Source organism: Synechococcus sp. HIMB2401 (genome assembly GCF_042883245.1).
Taxonomy (GTDB): Bacteria; Cyanobacteriota; Cyanobacteriia; order PCC-6307; family Cyanobiaceae; genus Parasynechococcus.
Map to the genome: position 1 here is coordinate 372,500 of NZ_JBDJKK010000002.1, position 21,615 is coordinate 394,114.

The 21,615-nt window shown below is 49.3% G+C and carries 13 protein-coding genes and 1 pseudogene; 10 read left to right on the forward strand and 4 right to left on the reverse strand.

Annotation, left to right across the window (positions count from 1 at the left end; genetic code table 11):
- Positions 1–3: 3 nt before the first annotated feature.
- Entirely contained in the window at positions 4–1,116 is a 1,113-nt protein-coding gene (gene gmd / locus AAXE93_RS06825; RefSeq protein ID WP_390129376.1) for a GDP-mannose 4,6-dehydratase, read from the reverse strand.
- A 407-nt stretch (positions 1,117–1,523) separates the two neighbouring features.
- Positions 1,524–2,618, reverse strand: coding sequence for a glycosyltransferase family 9 protein (locus AAXE93_RS06830; RefSeq protein WP_390129379.1), 1,095 nt, complete (start codon positions 2,616–2,618; stop codon positions 1,524–1,526).
- Positions 2,619–3,685: 1,067 nt separating this feature from the next.
- On the opposite strand from AAXE93_RS06830, the gene AAXE93_RS06835 reads away from it, so the two are divergent.
- From AAXE93_RS06835 to AAXE93_RS06845, 3 genes and pseudogenes are all read left to right on the forward strand, one after another.
- On the forward strand, positions 3,686–4,618 hold the full coding sequence (locus AAXE93_RS06835) for a hypothetical protein (protein WP_390129381.1): 933 nt from the start codon (positions 3,686–3,688) through the stop codon (positions 4,616–4,618).
- 991 nt (positions 4,619–5,609) lie between these two features.
- Positions 5,610–6,152: pseudogene (locus AAXE93_RS06840) on the forward strand (glycosyl transferase); the annotation flags it as partial.
- Positions 6,153–6,848, forward strand: coding sequence for a glycosyltransferase (locus tag AAXE93_RS06845; RefSeq protein WP_390129774.1), 696 nt, complete (start codon positions 6,153–6,155; stop codon positions 6,846–6,848). It abuts the pseudogene before it with no gap.
- 148 nt (positions 6,849–6,996) lie between these two features.
- On the opposite strand, the gene AAXE93_RS06850 is transcribed toward AAXE93_RS06845, so the two are convergent.
- Positions 6,997–8,301 carry a glycosyltransferase family 4 protein gene (locus AAXE93_RS06850; RefSeq protein WP_390129384.1) on the reverse strand — a complete coding sequence of 435 codons (1,305 nt, stop codon included), beginning with the start codon at positions 8,299–8,301 and terminating at the stop codon, positions 6,997–6,999.
- Between AAXE93_RS06850 and AAXE93_RS06855 the strand changes: the two genes are divergently transcribed.
- The 5 genes from AAXE93_RS06855 (at position 8,270) to AAXE93_RS06875 (ending at position 16,914) form a co-directional block, all read left to right on the forward strand.
- The gene (locus tag AAXE93_RS06855; RefSeq protein ID WP_390129387.1) at positions 8,270–9,841 is read left to right on the forward strand and encodes a glycosyltransferase family 4 protein; all 1,572 of its coding nucleotides are present in this window, start codon (positions 8,270–8,272) and stop codon (positions 9,839–9,841) included. The two genes, AAXE93_RS06850 and AAXE93_RS06855, sit on opposite strands and share 32 nt — an antisense overlap.
- Positions 9,842–10,106: 265 nt before the next feature.
- Positions 10,107–11,057: a hypothetical protein gene (locus AAXE93_RS06860; protein WP_390129389.1), complete on the forward strand. Its 951-nt coding sequence runs from the start codon at positions 10,107–10,109 to the stop codon at positions 11,055–11,057.
- Between the two features lie 12 nt (positions 11,058–11,069).
- The gene (locus AAXE93_RS06865; RefSeq protein ID WP_390129391.1) at positions 11,070–12,329 is read left to right on the forward strand and encodes a glycosyltransferase; all 1,260 of its coding nucleotides are present in this window, start codon (positions 11,070–11,072) and stop codon (positions 12,327–12,329) included.
- Positions 12,330–12,430: 101 nt separating this feature from the next.
- Positions 12,431–14,722: a beta strand repeat-containing protein gene (locus AAXE93_RS06870; protein WP_390129393.1), complete on the forward strand. Its 2,292-nt coding sequence runs from the start codon at positions 12,431–12,433 to the stop codon at positions 14,720–14,722.
- Positions 14,723–14,769: 47 nt separating this feature from the next.
- Positions 14,770–16,914 carry a hypothetical protein gene (locus AAXE93_RS06875; protein ID WP_390129395.1) on the forward strand — a complete coding sequence of 715 codons (2,145 nt, stop codon included), beginning with the start codon at positions 14,770–14,772 and terminating at the stop codon, positions 16,912–16,914.
- 1 nt (position 16,915) lies between these two features.
- Here AAXE93_RS06875 and AAXE93_RS06880 read toward each other — a convergent pair whose 3' ends face one another.
- On the reverse strand, positions 16,916–19,081 hold the full coding sequence (locus AAXE93_RS06880; protein ID WP_390129397.1) for a hypothetical protein: 2,166 nt from the start codon (positions 19,079–19,081) through the stop codon (positions 16,916–16,918).
- Between the two features lie 172 nt (positions 19,082–19,253).
- On the opposite strand from AAXE93_RS06880, the gene AAXE93_RS06885 reads away from it, so the two are divergent.
- Together AAXE93_RS06885 and AAXE93_RS06890 are read left to right on the forward strand one after the other, a co-directional pair.
- Positions 19,254–20,840: a hypothetical protein gene (locus tag AAXE93_RS06885; protein WP_390129399.1), complete on the forward strand. Its 1,587-nt coding sequence runs from the start codon at positions 19,254–19,256 to the stop codon at positions 20,838–20,840.
- A complete protein-coding gene (locus AAXE93_RS06890; RefSeq protein ID WP_390129402.1) occupies positions 20,840–21,577 on the forward strand; it encodes a peptidylprolyl isomerase in 738 nt (245 codons plus the stop codon). Before AAXE93_RS06885 ends, AAXE93_RS06890 begins: the two co-directional genes overlap by 1 nt.
- The last annotated feature ends 38 nt before the right edge of the window (positions 21,578–21,615 follow it).

The window sequence follows — 21,615 nt, forward strand, 5'->3', positions numbered from 1 at the left end:
TCCTCACTCCCTTGGCCCTATCACCTGAAAGCCCTTTCGCTTTAAGTAGGCTTCCTTACGGGCTTCTTCTTTATCTACGGCGATCATTTCGTTGACCAACTGCTCAAGTGTTGTGCTAGGAGTCCAGCCAAGTTTCTCTCGTGCTTTGGTGGGATCCCCAAGCAGGGTCTCAACTTCAGCTGGCCTGAAATAACGGGGATCAATTCGCACAACAATTGCACCGGTGTCGCTGCGTCGGCCAAGCTCATGAAGGCCATTGCCTTCCCAGCGTATTTCTCCCCAATTTAGAGCGCTGGCGGAGAGTTCAATGAAGCGGCGCACAGATTCCTGGCGACCGGTAGCTATCACAAAGTCTTCGGGAGTTTCCTGCTGGAGCATCCGCCATTGCATCTCCACGTAATCGCGGGCATGGCCCCAATCTCGAAGGGCATCGAGATTGCCCATAAAAAGACAATCCTCCAGCCCTGCATCAATCCGGGCAAGTCCACGGGTGATCTTGCGAGTTACGAAGGTTTCACCGCGGCGCGGTGATTCGTGATTAAACAAGAGCCCATTACAGGCATACATGCCGTATGCCTCCCTGTAGTTAACCGTGATCCAGTAGGCGTAGAGCTTCGCTACACCATATGGACTGCGCGGGTGAAAGGGGGTTGTTTCCCGTTGAGGGTTCTCTTGCACCAAGCCGTAGAGCTCAGACGTGGAAGCTTGGTAAATGCGGGTTTTTTCAACCAGACCGCATATGCGCACAGCTTCGAGGATGCGCAAAGTGCCGAGAGCATCCACGTTGGCGGTGTATTCCGGCGCCTCGAAGCTCACCGCAACATGGCTCTGCGCTCCTAGGTTGTAAATCTCATCGGGCTGCACCTGCTCGATTATCCGCTGAAGATTGCTGCCGTCGCTCAGGTCGCCGTAGTGCAGCGTGAGTCTTGGTGGCTGTCCATGCTCACCAAGTTCGTGGGGGTCCTGATAGAGGTGATCTATTCGGGTTGTGTTGAAGCTGCTGGCTCTGCGCTTGATGCCATGCACGGCATAGCCTTTCTCCAGAAGCAGCTCAGCAAGGTAGCTGCCGTCCTGTCCGGTGATGCCGGTTATGAGGGCTTGTTTGCGGTTGCTCATGACTGCCATTGTTGCTGGTGGAAGCTGTCGGTACCTGATAGTTCGTCAGAACGCAACGGTGGCAAGATGAGCCTAGAGATTTGCGCTCCCTCTCCTTCGGCACCGTGACCCACCACCACCCCCCAATCTTGGCGTGAGTCTTTCCGGTCGAAGTTGTAGTGAGAATGTGATCAGTGGGTGTTTTTACACTGCATTGGCAAACTATGTCGACTTTGAAAGATCATCCTCGGATCGGTGCAACATTGGTCGCTATCAAGGAAACAGCTGTGATTCTCACTATGCTGGGTCAAACCTCAGCAAGTGTTTCGGGGTAACTGGCTTGCCACAGTTCAAGTATTCTCTCTACCTAAGGTGAAGCAATATAAGGAGCTTTGAGTGAAGCTGCAGATTTAATAACTGGTCTCCGTTCAGGGCACGATGCCTTTTATCCAAGTTGCAATCATCGCGCGAATCACTTTTTCCCAATCACCATCTCGGGGTTGCCGGAAAAGACGGACACTTTTGTACCAGGCTGTGTGTTCTCCCTCTAAGCCCCATCGCCATTCCGGAATCCACCGCAGGGCAAGCCAAGTGGGGATCCCCATAGCGCCTGCCAGATGAACAACTGCGCTATCGGCGCTGATCAGAAGGTCACAGTTCGCGAGCACAGCGGCTGTGTCTTGAAAGTCCATCGACTGGCTCACTCTTCCCTGTCCAGCAACAAAGTTCAGCCCACTGTTGTCTTGGAATTGTTCGCTTCCAGCCCCTTTCTGTATAGAGACAAATTCCACGTCAGCTAATTGACGAAGGGGCCGCAATCGCTCGAAGGGAAGAGATCGACCCCGCGAGTAGAGCGAGTGTTCATGGTTGGGGTTTCCTTGCCAGTGCAGGGCTATTAATCGATGCCCTGGTTTGCGCTGCAATAGGGCTGACCACCGTTGAACGCGTTCAGCCTCAATTTTTATGTAGCCATTGCTGAAGGGGGCCCACAGCTCCCGGGCTTGCAAGGTGGGAAGGAGATCCAGCAGTGGGAGCCAGTTGGGTTGAAGCTCAGCCCATTGCTCGCTCTCAAGTTGGTCGATGACGTTCTTCAGGCCAACGGCATCCCGCAGCAGGGGCACCAGGGCTGGCTGGCTCAGGAGGGTGACGTCGAATCCACTCTGTTGAAGATGTAAGGCGTAGCGACTGAATTGCAGTGTGTCTCCGAGCCCCTGCTCGCTCATCAGCAATACCGGTCTTCTTGGCTCGAGCGGACCCCTGTGGCAGGGTCCGAAGGCTCGTTTAAAAAGCGGATAGTTCCCTGGTTTACGGGTAAAACGCTGGCCGTAGTTGTCCCAGCCCTCCTTCCAGCGGCCGAGTAGGAGCAAATCCTGAGCCAGGTTGTTGCGTGCTGCCTGCTCGGTTTCTGTGTTGTGAGGAAGCGCCAGGCAATGGCGATAGGCGCGCACTGCTGAATGAATACGGCGCTGCTGGTGCAGGCCGATTCCGAGGTTGAACCAGGCGATTGGTTCGCTGGGCTCCATTTGCAGGCCCCGTCCCAGCATTCGCTGAGCAAGAGAGGGGTGGTGATCGAGTAATTCACCCCCACGATTCATCCAGTCGTGGGCTGTCCATGAGCTGCTTACATTCATGCCTGCGCGTAGCGCACCCCCACATCTAATAGATCATCTTCGATCTCATCTACCACTTGTTCAGCCAAATTCTTTCCTGTTGAGGAGATGTTTGCACAATGCTGGCGGTGGTCTTTGCACCACTCAAGCTGCTCACTTAGATCCGCTCGTGTGGGCACTATGAGCACCTAGGGCTTAGGTGCTGGTTATACCACTGTCTCTTTGGGCTTTGTACTTTGTACACGCAGAATGCTGCTCTTTGAGAGAAGCTTCAACAGCATGCCCCATGATTTATATTGCCGTTGATTTCGACCTGCCAGGCGTGTAGTGCGGTATGCCACGGGCTAACAGTGATGCTCTGCAGACTTTCCTGATGCATGCAACTCACCACGAGTTTGCGGGCCTGCGCGTTACGGCACTGAACAATCCTGTTGATTTTTGCGTCGAGCCGATCTGGCCGTACTCGACTCAAACGAGAAAGTTGGTACCTACTAATGAGCGCCAGGGTGGTCAAATTGATGGCTTTGTTGCCGGTTGTAGAGCCTAGCCAGAATGCCAGCGGCAAATGATCATGTCACGGAGGTAGGGGGAACCGTTCAATGCGCCCGAGCAGGTTCGTGCATACACCCTTCATTGGGTTGGGATAGTGTCCGGCTCGAATCGTTGATTTCATTGGTGGAGGCGTCAAGATGAAGGTATGGAACTAGCCGGTCCTCGTCATTTAGCTGGATAGCCAAGGAGCCTTGGGGTTGGCCCAAGAGTGCTGCGATTCCGCTACCTGCTCTGAGTAAGGACATCCCAGCGAATGCCCATGTCCCGGTCTAGGTAATGGATTGATGCTGTAAGGGGTTTGCTTACTCCATCAGATGCAGAGAGTCCGTTGCTGTGGGTCTTCATGGACAGTGAACTGTGGCAATTGTTCGGCCAGGGAAAGTACCTCTTGCCACGCATGAGATCCTGGGCGTTGGTGGTCTTGCTCGGTGCGCATTCTCGTAGCTGTCGTTCATTACTGGGACCCTGAAGGGAGTGGTCGACACGCTTCCCTGCGGCCCAATCCACGGCCTCGAATTGAAGCATTTCAGCAACAGCTGCTTGCTCTGCAGCGTATTGGTGCTCGTCAGGCCCAGCTCAACATGAAAACCATGGCTGCTGAACCAGCCAACGGCCAGTTGCAGCACACAATCGATATCAAGGTAATTACCGATGGGAAGCATCATGTCCTCGATCGTCTCGACCCGCCTTATCGAGGAATGTTTCAGATGGTTGTCACCGAGCCATCAACACCAAAGCATCTCGGTTTTGAAGCCCAGCGCTTTCTCGCCAGCCGGCTCGATCAGGATTACGAGTTGTATGCCTACTTTGAAGACGACCTAATTGTTCTTGATCCATGGTTTTTTCGCAAAATCGATTGGTTTCGCTCGCAGGCTGGCGATGGTTGTGTGGTGTTCCCTCATCGCATCGAGTTGGCGCCTGAACCCCACCCTGTTGACCGTTTTTATATAGACGGCCCTATGCCGGAGTCAGATTTGCGTCAAATTTTGCCGGAGCCTGAGGCGGCTGTTGCTGCACAGTGGCCTGGTGGGATGCTTTTGTTTGAATCTCCACGCAACCCTCATGCAGGCTGTTTCGTTTTAAGTCGAAGCCAGTTGTTTCATTGGACGCAGCAGCCACACTGGCAAGACGGTGACTGCTCTTGGGTGTCCCCACTTGAGAGTGCTGCGACCCTAGGTATTGCCAAAACTTTTCGTTTATTCAAGCCGGCTATGGCGCAGGCCTCCTGGCTTGAGATTCAGCACTGGGGAACCAATTTTCATTGCCTGCTGGGAGACAAAGTCGCCTTACCTGATAGCAAACGTTCTCCAGTGAGTGATGTCAATAGCGATGAAAGCACGGCTGACCAAGATCCAAAATGATGAGATCGCCATAGTTTGATGAGTTGGCCGTAGTGATGGTTTGGCCGGTGCAGTTCTTGCCAGCGCTCATCAGGAAAAGCACTGAGCAAAAGATCGGCTCGCTGGCCTGCAGCGGCGCAGAGATGAACAAGAGCTGTGTCGATCGTCACTACACGGCTTAGCCGGCAGTGCTGGGTCAGGTCGTGCAAAGTCCCCTGGCGAGGATTGAGGACTTTCACTCCTATGTCTCTGAGTTGTCTAGCTTCCCAGTCTTGCCACTTTGTGATGTCGGTCATGAAGCTCTGTGGGTAAAGACTTTGCAGGTGACCGTAGAACTCTCGTACCAGTGCCCAAGGTACTGAGCGGCTGTGAGATGAAAGTCTGTCTCCAGCTCCCTCTGCACGCCAACAGAAGAGCCATTTGAGGCCTATCGCTTGGCTGTCGTCGTTCTCCTGCTTCAACCAAGAGCGGTAATGCGTGGGCTCAATGTTGCTCATGACAGCGCCTCTAAATGCCATAGCTGGGATCGGGCTTGTCCCTTGATCTTGGGTTTGATGGCAACTAATCGAGTTCTCTCTTGGAAGTAGTGGCTCGATCTGCTGCTTTCGCTCAGTGCCCATTTTCAGATTTAGGCAGCAGCTCTGAGCCTTGGCCCAGGGCACCAGCAAGCTCAAAGCTTCTAGATGATCACCGATGCCGCCATTTAGCTCCACGCAAAGAGGGCGTCCCTTTGACTTGCTCTGTGCGATCGCTTCCAAGGTGTGTTCTAGAAGCCCTTCAGGCAGCAGGTGTCGGTAGGGATTGGTCTCCCCGTGTAGCCGTGCGACACGAAAACGCCATTGCCTTAGTGCATTTGCATCTGCTTGGAGTCCTCCCTCCCTCACACGATCGAGTAGCGCATCTCCCAGCCCGAGGCTGATCGCCAGATGACCAGTGCGTAATGACACAAGCCCCTGAAGCTGTGGGCGGAGCCAGGACCTGGCTAAATCCAGGTCATCGCCAAACAGAGGCCATGGAGAATGGAACCCGGTCATCGGATCTGGGCGTGCGGTTGCTGCTGATTCATCAGAATTTTCCAGGCCAGTTTCGTCAGTTGGCACCCCATCTCGAGCAACGGGGCCATGAGGTTGTGGCGATCGCCTCGCACAAACGTCAGATCGCTCTTAAAGGTCGTGTACTGCGTTACGAGGAGCCCGCTGGCTTGACGGGTGCGCCCCTGGGCACACAGATCTGGCATGAGGGGCTTGAGCGTGCTGCCCGGGTGGCGCGTATTGCTCAGCAGTTGGAACAGGAAGGATGGCGCCCAAACATAATCTTGGCTCATACCGGCTGGGGTGAAACCCTTGGACTTCAGGAAGTTTGGCCGGCAGTGCCTCAGATACTTTGGCCCGAACTATGGGTGCGCCCTGAGCATGGTGGTTATGGGATCGATCCGCTCAAGCCACCAGCTGGTCTTGATAGCCGATTGGAACAGCTAGGGCGCAATGCCCTCACCCGCACAGCCCTGGCCGCAGCTCATGGGTGGGTTTTGCCCACCCGTCATCAGGCCGACAGCTTGCCTCCGGAATTCTGCGATCAGCGTCTCCATGTGATCCATGAAGGCATTGATACGCGTCTGGCGCATCCCAATCCTGAGGTCAGTTTTGAGGTGCGCGGCGTTCGGATTGATCGCACCGTGCCCACCATCACCTTTGTGAACCGGAATCTGGAGCGGCTTCGTGGTTTTGATATGTTCATGCGTTCATTACCCCTGATCCAGCAGCAGCATCCCAAGGTGCGTGTCTTGATCGTTGGAGACAATGAGCCTGGTTATGGAGGAGGCGAACGTCATGCAGCACCGCTCCGGCAACGCATGCTGGAGGAGTTGTCAGGCCAGCTGGATATTGACCGAATTCACTTCTTAGGTCGTGTGCCTCATCCGGTGTTGATGGCTTTGCTGCAAACCAGCTGGGTGCATGTTTATCTCAGTTACCCATTTGTGTTGGGCTGGAGCTTGCTAGAGGCGATGGCATGTGGTTGTTGCATTGTTGGCAGTCGGGGGATGCCTGTTGAAGAAGCAATCGAACACAACGTTGAGGGGCGTTTGGTCCCGATGGGTGATCAAAATGCATTGGCGAAAGAAGTACTGCATCTGCTTGCTAGCCCTGACAGCCGTGCCCGTTTCGGTGCTGCCGCTAGAAGACGTGCTCTGCTTTATGACCAGCGGCTAACTCTTTCGGAAATGACATCACTTTTAGAGGATCAAGTCTGATTGAGAATTGCATTCATATTGTTGTCTTTTGCGTATTTTTGATGCTTGAAATTGTGATGAAATATCGTGTTCTGATGAATGCATGAAAAAGCTATGGAGTGCGCTGTGAGTCTCAATTAAGTTAATTTTCAAATATGAGTATTTTATTTTAATCGTTGTTCTGTCTAATTTGCTCTAGGTCAAAATGTAAATTATCGGGCCTTGGAGATGTGTCTTTTTTTTCGGTCTGTAGTATTTTTTCAAGTTGACGTGCCGACTCTTTCACGCTGAATTGTGTTCTCACTCGCTCCTCGCCTGCCTGTTGCAGCCGATTAAGTAGAGCAGGATCTCTCGCAAGGCGTTCTAATTGTGCTGCTAAAGCTGTGCTGTTTCCAGGTGGGTAGCTTAATCCGCTGATTTCGTTTTCGAACACTTCTGACGCACCACCAACTCCAGTGCTGACGAGAGCTAGCCCGCTTGACATAGCTTCAGCAGCCACAATCCCAAAGGCTTCGGGATAAATAGAGGTGAACACGCAAACGTGCTGCAATTGGAAGAACCGAGCAAGTTGTTGTCGATTTAGCTGTGGGAGAAAATCTATTCGAGACTCGAGATCGTGAACTCTGCAAAATTCATGCAACTGTTCTACGTAATCTTTTTGAAAAGCACCACCCGCAAGCATTGCGTGAACTTCCACGCCACGCTGCTTGAGCTGTAGTACTGCTTCAAGCAATGTGTGTGGTCCCTTGCTTCCCATTTGCAGCCCTGCAAAGCACACCCGAAGCGGCTTACCCGCTGTTCCGTTCGGTGTCGGGGGTAAAGGTCGTCTGAGCTTGGCTGCGCCGAAGAGATCCACCCGTGCACCTGGGTAAATCACGAAGGAATCGCTGACGTCCATTCCAGATTGTTTAAGGCAGTGCCGAACTGTTTCACTTGCAGAAAGAACCCGGTAACGGCTGGTTTTTGGTGGCATCTGCTCTGGTGGATATGGGGGGCTCACAAAGCCGATGTGATGAAGCAGAGGAAGTTCGGATGCCAGCAGAGGTTCGAGCAGCTCTGGACCTAGAAGGTCCAAATTGCCGAGGAGGACCCCATCCCAGACCCCCTGTTGGAGCCATTGGACAAGAAAATTACGATTATCTACATCTATAGCGTTACGACTCGTTAGATCTTGTAGGGGATGAACGCCATCTCGAAAGCTACCCTTTAATTTCAAGCCTCGATCAACCTGTTCACCGCTTGGTCCTGGGCTATCAGGCCCTAGGTATGACGCTTGACTACTCAGAACTTGAATTTTGTGGCCACGTTGCTGGAGGCCCCAGGCAAAGTCGGCCATGCAGCGGCCATAACCACCCAGCTCTTGGGGGGGGTAGAGGTTGGTTATCAGAAGTAACCGCATCGTGAACTGTTTGGGCCCATAAGCTGGTTTCTCATTTTCCTCCATGGCTTTGCATTTTTTGCCTGTTTTGATCACCAGCGGTGATTTGCTGCCAGGGGGAGGTGATTTGAATGGTCGCCGCTGGGCTGGCCAACAACTCTTACGTTGCTGGGCACGTCAAGCTGGGTCGAGGCCCATGGCACTGGCCAATGCGAATCCCGCCCAGCTTGAGCCACTGAAGACATGGCTCCATAGCCAAGGTTTTAGTGGTGAGCTGCACTGTCTTGGTTTGATAGATCCGGAGCCGTGCAGGCCTTGGGGCGGCTTCTTTTTGCCAGATCCTTCGATTGGTCGCTGGGCTCAGTGGCGGCAGCCTGTCGGCCCTGCTGCCTTCTCGCTGATTGGTCAGATCCATACCCTCTCGACTCCTGCGGCGTTGGGACACCTGCAAGATTTGGTTACTGAGCCAGTACAGCCTTGGGATGCGTTGATTTGTAGCAGTCGTGCAGGTCGAGATGCTGTTGAGCAGGTCTTGCAATGTCGTGAAGAGCAAATTCAATCCCGCACTGGTGCTGTTGCTGAACGATTGCGCTCTCAGCGTCCACGATTGCCAGTAATCCCTTTACCGCTTTCACCAGAAAGTCTGGAGCCAACAAACGTGAGCACCCAAGAGGCTCGTAGCCAGTTGGGTATTGATCCCGATCACGCCGTCGTAATTTGGTTGGGACGCCTTTCTTTACTTACCAAAATTGATCCTTGGCCTACGTATGTCGTTCTGGAGCGTGTCGCCCGTCAACTCGAACGTCCCATGGTCTTTATTGAGTGTGGTCCAGACGACAAACCATCTCCTCATAAGGAATTTGAGAGTTTACGTCACCTTTGTCCATCCGTGAGATTCATTCGTCTTGGTGGTGACGAGCCCGTTTCAGAAGAGTTAAAACGCCAGGCACTCAATTCTGCCGATCTCGCAATCTCACTTGTAGATAACCCCCAAGAAACTTTTGGCTTGGCTGTAGCCGAAGCAATGGCTGCTGGGCTGCCTCTAGTTGCTTCTGATTGGAGTGGTTATCGCGATCTTGTACGTGATGGGATTGACGGTTTTTTAATACCCAGTTCCTGGGCATCATCGGCCTCATCTCTTTCTATCTCATTGGGTTGGCAACAGTTTACAGGGATTCAGAGTTTCCCCGCAGTTGCTGGTGCATTGGCTCAATTAGTTCAGATTGATATGGCGGCAGCTGAAATGGCTCTTTTAACATTATTGACTCAACCTGCAATTGCTCGGGCGATGGGATCCGCTGCTGCATGTAGAGCTCGTCAAATATTTTCGCCCGTAAATGTTATGAATGCTCACGAAGATTTGTTTTCTGAATTAAATGAAATTCGTCGATGTGCTCCTGCTGATGCCCATTCGGCAAAGAGTGTTAGTCCCCAGATTGATCCCGTGAGAGTGTTTTCGGGATTTGCTTCTGATCTCAAAACGCAATTTACTGGACCTGTTGACTCCCTTGAAGCATTGCCGACACCTGTACGCCAACAGCGGGACCCGTTATGGCAGATTTTGAAAGGTTCTACTCACCAGTCAGATCTTCAAAGCCTTGTCAAAGATTTGGCTCTTAAGCACTTACAAGTTTGAAGTCGCCCACATACCATCTCTATGGACCATCTCTCACTGCAAACACGTCTTCGGCATCTTCTGATCACTAGTCGTTGGCAGCGTTGGCTTTTTCCTGTCATCTGCATCCTCCCATATTTAGGTATTCTTGTTTGGCTTCTCACACGCGGGCTCTTCTGGGTCGCTCAGGTACTACTAGCCCCTTTGCTTATGGGCGTTGTTCTGGCGATGCTGACGTTCGTCTTGGCCAAAGCAGAGTTCAGAACTCGTTTGCGGAAACGGTAAAGTGGGTGAAGCGTTGAAAACTCTTGTGTTCCAGCTCCCTACACAGCCTTGGACGCTTGCGACTTGTGCTAGTTGCGAACACCGTGATCGTTTGGCCTCTTTTTGGCTAGCTGCGCCAGAAGATCTGGTCCCAGGTCTCTGGGCTTCGTCGGTTGGCGATGTGACTAAGACCTTGATTCAGGCTCTTAGTAAAGAAACAACGTTCACATCCGAACAAATTAACTTCCGAAACTCCATTGGTGAGCGACTTTCTGCCGGCCTAGATTCACCGGGTGCCATCCAACTTCTCATTGCCAATTTTTTATATTCCCCTCCGGGTTTAATGACCATTGCGAGAGCTGACTCGCAGCTACCTGAATGGTTGCTTCAGGATTATAAAAATATTTATGAACAAAACACGCCTGACAAGCTTGATCAATCATCGATTCAAGATTCCCTTGAGAGTCCAGCCACGGAATTGCCGCAGCCAGATTTTGGTACTTTCCCTGATACGTTGCAAGAACTGGTAGGTAACCGTGTACAACTCAATCGTCTACTAGGTTTATCTAATTTATATTACATTGATCCTGAAGATCAAGAGATTTTGAACGAGTTGCGTCAAGTTCGCACTTCTCTTAATGATGCGATTTTAAAGTGTCCTGAAGAGCAATTGCAAGCAATTTGGTCTACAGATTTTGGTGATCGTTATTGGTCTCTTATTCGTTCAGGTATCCAAAAAGAGCCGTTGACTCCGGCCGAAGAGCAAATGAAGCATTCAGTTACTACTAAGTTGAGCCCTGCTTCAGGGGGAGGCTTTGATAAGCCGGGAGCTCTAAACGCTGTTTTGATTGCAATGACTCTTTTTGAGCCAGGAACTATGCACATTAATCATGCTGAAAAGCAGCTTCCTGATTGGCTGTTGCCTTCTTATCAGCAGATTTTTGTGGCAGATTTAAAACGGCAGGATTCATGATTTAGAACCATAATGCGAATTCTTATATCTCACACTAATTTTCCGGCCCAGTTTCGGAGGTTGGCTCCCAAGTTAGTAGCTGAAGGCCACGATGTAGTGTTTCTAGCCAAAAGTAGAGAGTGGCACGCCCCTAGTCCTGTTGAAGGATTGAGGGTCCTTACTTATGAGACCCATCGCGCTGGTGGTGTAGAGGCACTACATCCTTATCTTCGCCGTTTTGAATCGAGTGTTTTAGAGGGTCAGGCGGTATTCCGTCTTTGCCAAAAGTTACGAGCTGAACGATGGGTTCCGCATTGGATTTTGAATCATGTGGGCTTTGGAAACGGTCTCTATTTCAGTGACGTTTTCCCTGAGGCAAGACGTATTGGTTTGTTTGAGTGGTATTACAACTCTACTGGCGCTGATGTAGATTTTCTCCGACGGGGTCCTGTTGATGCTGACCGTGCATTGCGTCTTCGTACATGGAATGCGCAATCCCTACTAGAGCTTGCTGATTGTGATATTGGTGTTGTCCCAACTCATTGGCAGAAGCAACAGTTTCCTGACCACCTGTCTTCTCGCTTGCGGGTAATCCATGAAGGAGTTGATGTCAGCTTTTTGAATTCTCTAAAGAGCCAACAAACGCACAGGCACTCAGCTCTTCCGCAAAATTCAAAAATTGAGGTCTTGACTTATGTCAGTCGTGGTTTCGAGGAGTATCGAGGATTTCCACAGGCTATGAAGGCCATCGAGCTTCTTCAGAAGAAGCGTCCCCACTTACATGTCTTGATTGTGGGTGCTGATGTTATCGCATATGGTTCCGGAAGAGAGGATGGTCGTAGTTGGGGGGAGTGGGCAAAGCGTGACCTGTCGTTAGACCCTCACCGTACACATTGGTTGGGTTCGCTCCAAACAAACGACTATCACGCCGTTTTGGCTAACAGTGACGTCCATCTTTACTTGACCGTACCTTTCGTGCTCAGTTGGAGCCTATTGGAGGCTATGGCAGCCGGTTGCAGCATTGTAGCTAGTGATACCCCCCCAGTCCGGGAGGTGATCAGACATAAAGAGAACGGCCTCCTGGTCGACTTCTTTTCCCCTGATCAGCAAGCTGCGGCGATCGAGTCGCTCCTCGATTCAAAGGAACGTAGAGAGGCGTTGTCAGAAGCCGCTATGAAGACGGCTGACTCCTATGACTGTGACCGAGGTCTTCAGGCTTGGACAGAGCTTATGTCTGTGAACAGTGATCAAACTGCCCAAAGGCCTGGCAGGGGCACGACTTGTAGGGTATAAATACGTTGCCGTAAGCCCTAGGCGTGCGGTACACGCCGCCCCCATGGTGGGTGCGGTTGTGAGGAGATCATCAACTCACCCACCAAAACAGCCGATCATCAATGACTTCGAGTTACAACAACATCACCGGGACGGACTCCGCCAATACTCTTATTGGCAGTACCGGATCGGACTCCTTCTCCGCTCTCACCGGCGATGACAACGTCCTGGGTGCCGGAAGCAATGACATCGTTGACCTCGGCGCTGGCAACGACTCTGTCAACTTCTCCACCGACTTGAGCGGCGGCGTTGTTTATGGCAAGGGTGGCAACGATTCCCTCGGCATCACCGTTTCCGTCAACACCGCCACGCTCTCCGGCGGTGCAGGAAACGACACTTTGTGGATGACAAAGGGTGTCAGCGCCTATCTGACCGGTGATCTGGGATCAGACACCATCAGCTTTGTTGGCTCCGACTTCAATAACTCAACCGTCTACGGTGGCAATCTTTCCGACGCCACCTCTTCCGACGGTGCTGACAGCATCAGCATCAATGGAACTCTGAGCGCTTCATACGTAGCCGGTAATGGTGGCAATGACACCATGTATGCTGCTGCGCCTCTGACTGGTTCCTCCTCAGTTGTTGGTGGCCAGGGTGCTGACGATCTGTCACTCGTCGGCAGTCTCACTGGATCAGTCGTTTCCGGCAACCTCGGTAACGACACCATGAAGTTTGATGAGGTCATCAAATCTTCCAGCATCTATGGCGGTGGCGGTTTCGTTTACGACACCTCTCTTGACGGTGCTGATTCCATTCAGCTGAGCAAGTCGCTGTCCGCATCGCTCGTTCAGGCGAACGGCGGCAACGACAGCATGTACCTCAGTGGTGTTGTCGAAAACAGCACCGTTTACGGCGGTCAGGGTGCTGATCTGATTTCCCAGATCTCCGGCACCAGCATCACCAATTCCCATCTCGCTGGAAACCGCGGTTCCGACAAGCTTGTTCTCGAGGGTGCTACCACCATCCTGAACTCCACCATTCTGGGTGGTGATATTTCCGGCACGCTTGCTGGTAATGACTCGCTGAGCCTTGCAGTCACTACGCTTCAAACCTCAACGGTTTACGGCGGTGCTGGCAATGACACCATTGCTTTCGCAGCTACCCAAGTCATCGAGACGGACGTCAAAGCCTTCGCTGGTGCTGACAGCCTGTCGGTGACAGGCTCTTTCGTGAGCACGACCGTTAGTGCTGGCGCTGGTGCTGACACACTCTTCATCAACACTTCAACCGCTGGATCCACGAGATCCTCTTCTACCGCTTTCTACGGTGGTGCGGGTGCTGACCTGATTTCGGCTAACAACGCTGCAAACGTCTCCATCTTTGGTGACAGCTCTGCAACTGATACTGCTGGATCAGCTGACAGCTTCTCTCTTGGGGCAGTCACCAGTGCAACTATTTATGGTGCAGCGGGTGCTGACACACTTCAAATTGGTGCTCTGACTAGCGCTTCTACCCTTGATGGTGGTACTGGCGTATCTGACTTCAACCTTGAAGCAGTCACAGCTTCTACCATCATTGGTGGAGCTGGTAACGACAGCTTTGATTTCTCTGCTGGTGTTTCCAACACCTCCATTGTGGGTGGTGAAGGTGTCAATACCTTCACTCCAGCCGCATCGTTGATGAGCAGCACCATCACTTCTGGTGACTCCAACGACACCTTTACCTTGGCTGGTGTTAAGGACTCATCTCTGACAGCAGGTGCTGGTAACGACAGCATCTCTGCAGCTGCTTTCTTGACATCTACACTGCTTGGCGGTGCAGGTGCTGATACTGCAACCTTCACTGGATTGATCAGTGGATCAAACCTCAACCTCAGCGGATCGGGTGCTTCTCTCATCAGTGCTCAAGGTGGTGTTTCCAGCTCTACCCTGATCGGTGGTGCTGGTGCTGACACCATTAACTTCACTGGCGGTGGTTTCAGTGCTACCCGAGTGATCGGCGGCGCTGGTAACGACACCTTTACCTTCGAAGAGACCAATCTCAACGCTTCGATCGTTGGTGGTGCTGGTGATGACAGCATCAACATGGCAACCGCTACCATCGGCATGACTGGTGGCTCTGCAACTAACACCTACTTCTTCGGATCTGGTGGTGGTAAGGACACCATTAACTTCGGTTCCTTGCAGACAGCCTCCTTCTCTACCGGTACTATTGCCTTCACCATTGCAGTTGACTCTGCTTACGGTGCAACCTCAAGCTATAGCTTCGCCAGCGGTACTGGTAAGTTGAGCTTCGGTAACGACAACAACTACCTCACCATCTCTGGTGTAACTGGTACATCAGCTAACAGCCCCAGTGCTCTTGGCATTACCTTCACAACGGTTGCTACTTCTGTGATCACCGCCCTTGGCTGATCACTAGCATTCAACTAAGATAGAGGGCCGAAAGGCCCTCTTTTTTTGTGGAAAATTTTTTACTTGAATGGCCTGACACCGCACAAGAAAATCTGAATTTATCTAATAACAAGATTGACTCAACTATTCATGCTTTATGGGCCATAAGATCTGGTACATTTAGTCATAACAAAATTCAGTCGTATCTACTTTCCCAGGACGTTAATACATTAACGGAGCATCAAGATAGACTTGTACTCCTTGGGGTTTTCCACTTTTTTCGCTTTGATCTTCCTTCTTTTGCATCTGTTCTATCTAAATTACGTTCGATAGCTCCTGAGCGTCTTGAGGTTCGAGTCCTATCAATACTGTTCTGGTTATGGCAAGACGATATTTCTGCAATTTCCTGTGCTCCTTCGGGGCTTTGGTCTGGTCTAGAAAAATCTTTGTTGTTACGTATCTGCAAATCATTTTATTTATTAAAACTTGGTCAAATTGACAACGCCTTGGGTTTAGTTCATTCTTTAAATGATCCACCTCTTGAAGTTTATCTCTTAAGAGCAAAAGCACTAGCTCTTCAGGAAAATTATTCTGAAGCTGTAAAACTATTGAAGTCTGTTCGAAGTAGGGCCAAGTCAAATTTAAGATTCTGGAAGCAATTAGTGCAGTATCAAATTGACGCAAGAGATGGTAGTGATATTAGGCAGAATATTGCAGAGGCACTTTCTTATTTTGGGGAGCATCCTCAACTTTTATATCTTTGCACTGCCTTAAATCTTTTCCAGCGTCAGCCTGGTTTAGCACGTCGCTCTGCTCTTCTTCAACAAATCTGGTCCAGTGTCACCAGCACTCCAATTGTGGTTGGTAATCAGGTCAATTCCTATGAGGGGAATGGTGCATCCGATTGGATTGAGCATTTATTGCCGTCTGTTACAGCCTTATCACTTCAAACAGATGCACAATTGCATAGCAATCTAATCATGCAGTTAGCTAGTAGTGAATCAAAAAAATACAAGGATCATGTAAATAAGTTAGTTTCTTTAATGTCTAGCGAACGTGAGTTTAAGCTTTTTAAAAATGCCCAACCAGGCGTACCAATAAAGTCCACTAAAGTCCGGGATCAATTAAAGATTGCTTGGATTTCAGGAGATCTTGATTATCATCCGGTTAGTCGATTTCTTCTTGGATTCTTTGCTTCTTCTAAGGGCACGTTGACTCACTCTCATGAAATTATTTCGACGCAAGATGTAGGCCCAACATCGCTTGTAGATTTTTTTAGACAAGATTGTGGGATTAACGTGCTCCAATTATCTGGAAAGTTTAATGCTTCACGCGTGTCTGCAATTCGTTCTCGTGAATACGATATAGCTATTGATCTTTCTGGTTGGACTGGCGGTAATTTTGTTGCCGGATTCTTATCCCGCTTGGCTCCAATTCAAGTTAATTATTTGGGTTATTTCGCATCTACTGGATTGCCAACAATGGACTATTGGATTGGCGATCATTCATTGTTCCCAGATCCAATGAGCGAATGGTCTGCTGAAACAGTTGTCAGATTATCTCGACCATTCTTAGCTTGGAAACCTGTGGCACCTCTACCCGAAGCTGATGTAGATATCAGCGCGCCTCCATCAGGACCTATACGTTTTGGCAGTTTTAACCACAATCGTAAATTCAGTGATAGAACTTTAAAACTTTGGGGAATGGTTCTAGATTGTGTTCCTGGTTCTCGCTTAGTTCTAAAAGCTTCCAACCCTACGGATTCTGATACCCAGCGTTTATTAAGACGACGCATGCATAGACAAGGCTTAGATCCGGAAAGAGTTGATTGGCTTGACCTCACAAAGGGTCCGATTGAACATCTACATCAATATTCTCAGATTGATATTGCCCTTGACCCTTTGCCTAATGGTGGCTGTACGACTACTTGTGAGGCTTTGTGGATGGGGGTTCCGACTGTTACCCTTGCTGGTAACAATTATGTGAGTCGTATGAGTACAGCTGTCTTAAGCGGTGCTGAGATGTCTGATTGGATTGCTCAAGATGTCCACGAATATATTCAACTTGCATCTGGATATGCTGCTGATTTAAATCAGCTTAGGAATAAGCGGCACGATTGGCGCGTCCAGCTTGCGAAAAGTCCTCTTGGTAATCCTTTGGATTTAATGATTCAATTAGAAGACGCATTTTCTAGAATGTATGCAAGTAGGTAATCTAACTAATCTGAGAGCGAAGTTTTAAGTATAGCTTTTCGAGTTCTTTGCTTAGACGTTTCCCATCTGCAAGTGGTGATCTCTGCAATTCAAGTCTAAGTTTATAGCGTTTTTCTTCAGATCTCGGTCCTTGACGTGCAAGATCTGAGGCTATTTGAATGTATTCATTCTTGTTTTGCGCTACCCATTGATGCTGGTTTCCATGTGTCAGCAGACTCGCTGCTAGTCGGCCCACCATCCCTTCCCCGGCAAGCGCAATAACAGGCACGCCCATCCATAGTGCTTCTGCCGTAGTTGTTGCACCACCATAGGGAATTGGATCAAGAGCTACATCTATTTCGCTATAAAGTTGCAAGTGGTTAAGTCCCCCTTCAACCCAATCCAACAGTAAAAGTCTGTCACTAGGTAAGCCTGCTTTTTCAAATCGTTGACGTATGCGGAGTTTTTCGTCAGGTTCGCAAAAACTAATGCTCTTGAGAGCTAACTCTGATTCTGGATTAACTCTCATTACCTCGCAGAATAGCTCAATCGTAGACTGCGTCAGTTTTCGAGCATGATTAAAGCTTCCAAATCGGAATTTATTTTTGGCTGTTCGCCTTGGCATAGGCAGTTCACCTCCTGTATCAAAGACCATATAACCGCCATCAATTTCAATTAATGGGTGAGCAGCGCGGTCTATTGGTTCAAGTTGCTCAAATAAGACTGTATCGCCAATCCATCCATCAATACATTTAAGGTAAGTAGGTCCGGGATATCCTAAATAACTTAGTTGTATGGGTGCAGGCCTATAGCATAATAATTCTAGGTGTGAATCTGCTGAAAATCCTCCAAGCTCGATAATTATGTCGAGACCTATATCTGCAACAATCCTTGCGCATTCTGGGATTGATTTAAACCTTAGATCAACCCAATGATCGAGACGTTTACGTATATGGTCAGTAATCCAATCATCATGTGATCCGCAGCTTAGTCCCCAGATTTCGACAAGATCGTGATCATGGTTTGTAAGGATAGGGAGTAAAAATCTACCTACAGGGTGGTTTGCAAAATCCGCAGATAAGTACCCTATGCGCAATTTTCGTTGATTTAGTGGTTGTTGTATTGTGTCTTGCCAAAGATTATTTGTAAAGGTTGATTGTTGCTTCTTTTCCCATAAACGGGCTTGTTCTGCAAGATATTGCTTATTATTTTGACCTGTTCCGATTCCTAGAAATTGTCTGTTGAATAGATAATTACTTTTCATGGACCTGGTGTCCATTTGCAATGCAGTATTGCAACGTTCAACTGCATCATATCTTGCCATTTCTCCTAGTATTTGCAATAAAGCTTCTTGCACATTCTCGTTGTATGGGTCATAGCAAAGGGCGCGTTGGAGAATCCGGTACGGCGCAACGGTCCAGCGAAGTCCTCGCAATGCAGCAGCCCAATTCAGCCAAAAGTTTGCATTTTGTGGTTTCACCTTACATATATGCTGGTAAATCTTTGTCGCTTCGACTAGTTTATTTTGCTTCATAAGCAGACCGGCATTTGCCTGGGCAATATCGACCTGATGCCTCTGGCTATCGCTTAATTCACTGACTAGAGAATTTGCTTTGTCAAAATCTCCCTTGTCTTTTAGTATTGTTATCCTGTTTGATGTAGCTTCAAGATCGTTTGGGTCGATCTGATTGACTTTCTCAAACGCTTGTAATGATTCATCTAAATTGTTCTTTTTTGCATGTGCAAGCCCAATTCGTATCCAGATTGCTTTGTTGTCAGGCTGATTCTTTAAGCATTGATGCAAGACATTGATGCATTCCTCTAGGCGATTGAGTCGGTTTAATGTGTCTGCATAGCATATGCCTAACTGTATTCCTGCTTGTTTGCCCTTGATCAAGGGTTCTATGTGCTTGATTGATATGTGAGGCTCATTATTGTCATTCCAGCAATTACAGGCATTGACTATGAGTCGTGCATCTTCTTTGAAGTGACTTATCCATTTCTGATAATAAAGTGAGCCCTCCTGCAGTCTTCCTTGGGCGCGGAGTAGTGCTCCCAGGTTGATCGCATCGTCAATGTATGGATCCTTCTTCAGCAGGGTGCGATAATGCTGTTCAGCAACCAGCAGTTCCTGTCTGGCATGGGCTTCCAGGGCTTTTTCTCGAATGACGTCTAGATCGGTTGACACGACAGGTCTCCAGTCTCAGCCAATCTATGGTGGAGAGGCCGGTTGGTACAACATCCTGGAGAGAGTCACTACAGGCTCCCTACCTCCACCTGAAGCATTGTCGATCGCGCTTCATGCTCGACAGGAAGCCTCTGATCCTCGCTGGGCCCTTCCCGTAGCGACTGTTTATTGGATGTCGGAGCGTTACACAGAGGCTTTGGATGTTCTGCTTGAGCCCCATGTGTTTCAAGCTTGTGATTCGCTTTGGGTTTACCACAACCTTGTCGGCATGTCAGCCCGACAAATAGATGGCCAAAAAGATCGAGCTGCGTCTGCCTTCGAACGTTCAATTGCATTAGACCCCAATCGTCCTGATACGCTCTACAACTTCGCCAATTTGCTTAAGGATGATGAACCTGAGCGTGCCATTAATCTTTATCGAAGAAGTTTAGCCATTGAACCAACTGCATCATCAGCTTGGCACAATTATGGGTCAACTTTAACTAATCTATCGCATTATCATGACGCATTAAATTCTCTTCGTACTAGTATTTGCCTTGACCCGTTAGTTGCTGATGTTTGGTGTAATCTTGGGTTAGCATACTTCGGCTTGGAAGATTTTTCATGTGCTGAGAGAGCTTTTCGCTACGCAATTTCTTTAGATGCAAAACATGCGCCAAGTCATACAAATCTTGGCAATGCTTTGATTAGTGTCCTTCAGCCTGAGGAAGCGCTTCGTCATCTTGAAATGGGGGTTGAGTTGGACCAGAGTTCGACTCATTCGCTTTGGAATCTTGCTCTTGCGTATTTATTGTTGGGTAATTATTTAAAGGGTTGGGAGTATTACGAGGTCCGTTTTGAAAATGAAGACTTTGCTCAGGTGAAGATTCCGACTTCTGGGCCGCGAGTTAGGGATTTGGTTGATGTACCAAGCTCAAATGATCTTCCTTTGGTTGTTTGGTCTGAGCAGGGTCTTGGAGATGCAATTCAGTTCAGTCGATATCTTCAATACTTTGATGCTATGGGGGTACCATTTCTGTTTCTAACACGGCCGTCTCTAGTAACTCTTTTTCGAGATTGGTTCAATCTTGGTGACCGAGTTATGGAAATTGGCAGTACTGATCCAGAAAAAGATGAAAGGTCACATGTCGCACTGATGAGCCTCCCCCACCTTTTTAAAACAGAGATTCATACGATCCCAGGAGTTTGCCCATACTTCCAATCTAATAAAGTTGTAAAAGAGGAATTGACTGTCACCTCCCCTCCAGGTGGGATCTCTGTTGGCATTGTCTGGGCTTCTAACCCTGACAACAAACCTATGTACAAAAATAAAAGCCTTCCATTGCATCTATTGATGCCGTTGTTTGAGCGTCTATTGGATTTAGATTTGATTGAATTGCACAGCTTGCAATTTGGTGATGATGCTCAGCAAATTTCTCCATGGAGTGATCGACCCGATGTTTATGAATGGAAAGATAAACTCCAAGATTTTTCTGATACTGCTGTTATTTTGAACCAGTTAGATTTGGTTGTATCTGTTGATACAGCTGTTGCGCATCTTTCTGGTGCCCTTAACAAGCCTACTTGGCTTCTGTTGCCTCACAATGCAGATTTTCGTTGGATGCGCCAGCGCTCTGATTCGCCTTGGTACCCATCAATGCGTCTTTTTCGCCAAGAGATCCATGGCGACTGGCTGTCAGTTGCCGATCAACTTGCGGAAGAATTTGACAAGTTGCTTTTGCTCGATACCAAGGCACTAACTTCAGCGAGGATGTCTTGATGCTCAATATTATGGATTCTTTATTTACTGAGTTTGAGGTCTCTGCACTAGTTCGGCGGATGGAAATTTTCCCTAAGCTAGTGCGACGGCAGCAAGAAGAACTGATTCTAGAAAATGTACCTATTTCTGCTGAGTGGCTCGAGGAGCAGCGTCAAGCTTTTTTGGGAGATGAGATTTTAAGTGACCTTCTTGCAAAGCGTGGTTGGTCTGAAAGTGATCTTGACACTCATTTGCTTCTCCCAGAGGCTTTGCGCCGTTTCTCCAAGCAACGTTTTGGACCGGGCTTGGAAGATACATTTCTTGCTACACAAGGTGGCAGAGATGAGGTGATTTATTCGTTGCTTCGTGTCAGAGATGCTGGTTTAGCACGTGAACTCTGGATTCGTCTTGAGGAAGGTGAAACTACTTTTGCTGAAGCTGCTCATCAACATGGTGTTGGCGAGGAAGCCCAGCGGAAGGGCGTGATTGGGCCCATGCCTATCGGTTGGCTGCAGCCTCAGGTGCTTCAAGAGATCTTGCGCAGTTTGCGTCCCGGTCAGCTTTCTGCTCCTCGACAACTTGGTGAGTGGCATGTTTTGCTCCGCCTCGAGCAACTAAAGCCTGCACGGTTTGATGAGGCCATGCGAGAGCAAATGCAGCAAGAAGCGCTCAACGCATTTCTAGACGAACGAGTAAAACGCATTTTGGCAGGAGAGGCTGACACCCTTCAGCCGATTCATTACGATCCCGAGTTATGAGCGAACAACCTACGGCCACTTTTGAAGGGTTGCTTCGC

Excerpts from the sequence above, each read along its gene's own strand:
- gmd (WP_390129376.1), bottom strand. The coding sequence starts at position 1,116 with ATGAGCAACCGCAAACAAGCCCTCATAACCGGCATCACCGGACAGGAC.
- AAXE93_RS06830 (WP_390129379.1), bottom strand. The coding sequence starts at position 2,618 with ATGGAGCCCAGCGAACCAATCGCCTGGTTCAACCTCGGAATCGGCCTG.
- AAXE93_RS06855 (WP_390129387.1), top strand. The coding sequence starts at position 8,270 with ATGGCTTTGCATTTTTTGCCTGTTTTGATCACCAGCGGTGATTTGCTG.
- AAXE93_RS06865 (WP_390129391.1), top strand. The coding sequence starts at position 11,070 with ATGCGAATTCTTATATCTCACACTAATTTTCCGGCCCAGTTTCGGAGG.
- AAXE93_RS06870 (WP_390129393.1), top strand. The coding sequence starts at position 12,431 with ATGACTTCGAGTTACAACAACATCACCGGGACGGACTCCGCCAATACT.
- AAXE93_RS06885 (WP_390129399.1), top strand. The coding sequence starts at position 19,254 with ATGTCGGAGCGTTACACAGAGGCTTTGGATGTTCTGCTTGAGCCCCAT.
- AAXE93_RS06890 (WP_390129402.1), top strand. The coding sequence starts at position 20,840 with ATGCTCAATATTATGGATTCTTTATTTACTGAGTTTGAGGTCTCTGCA.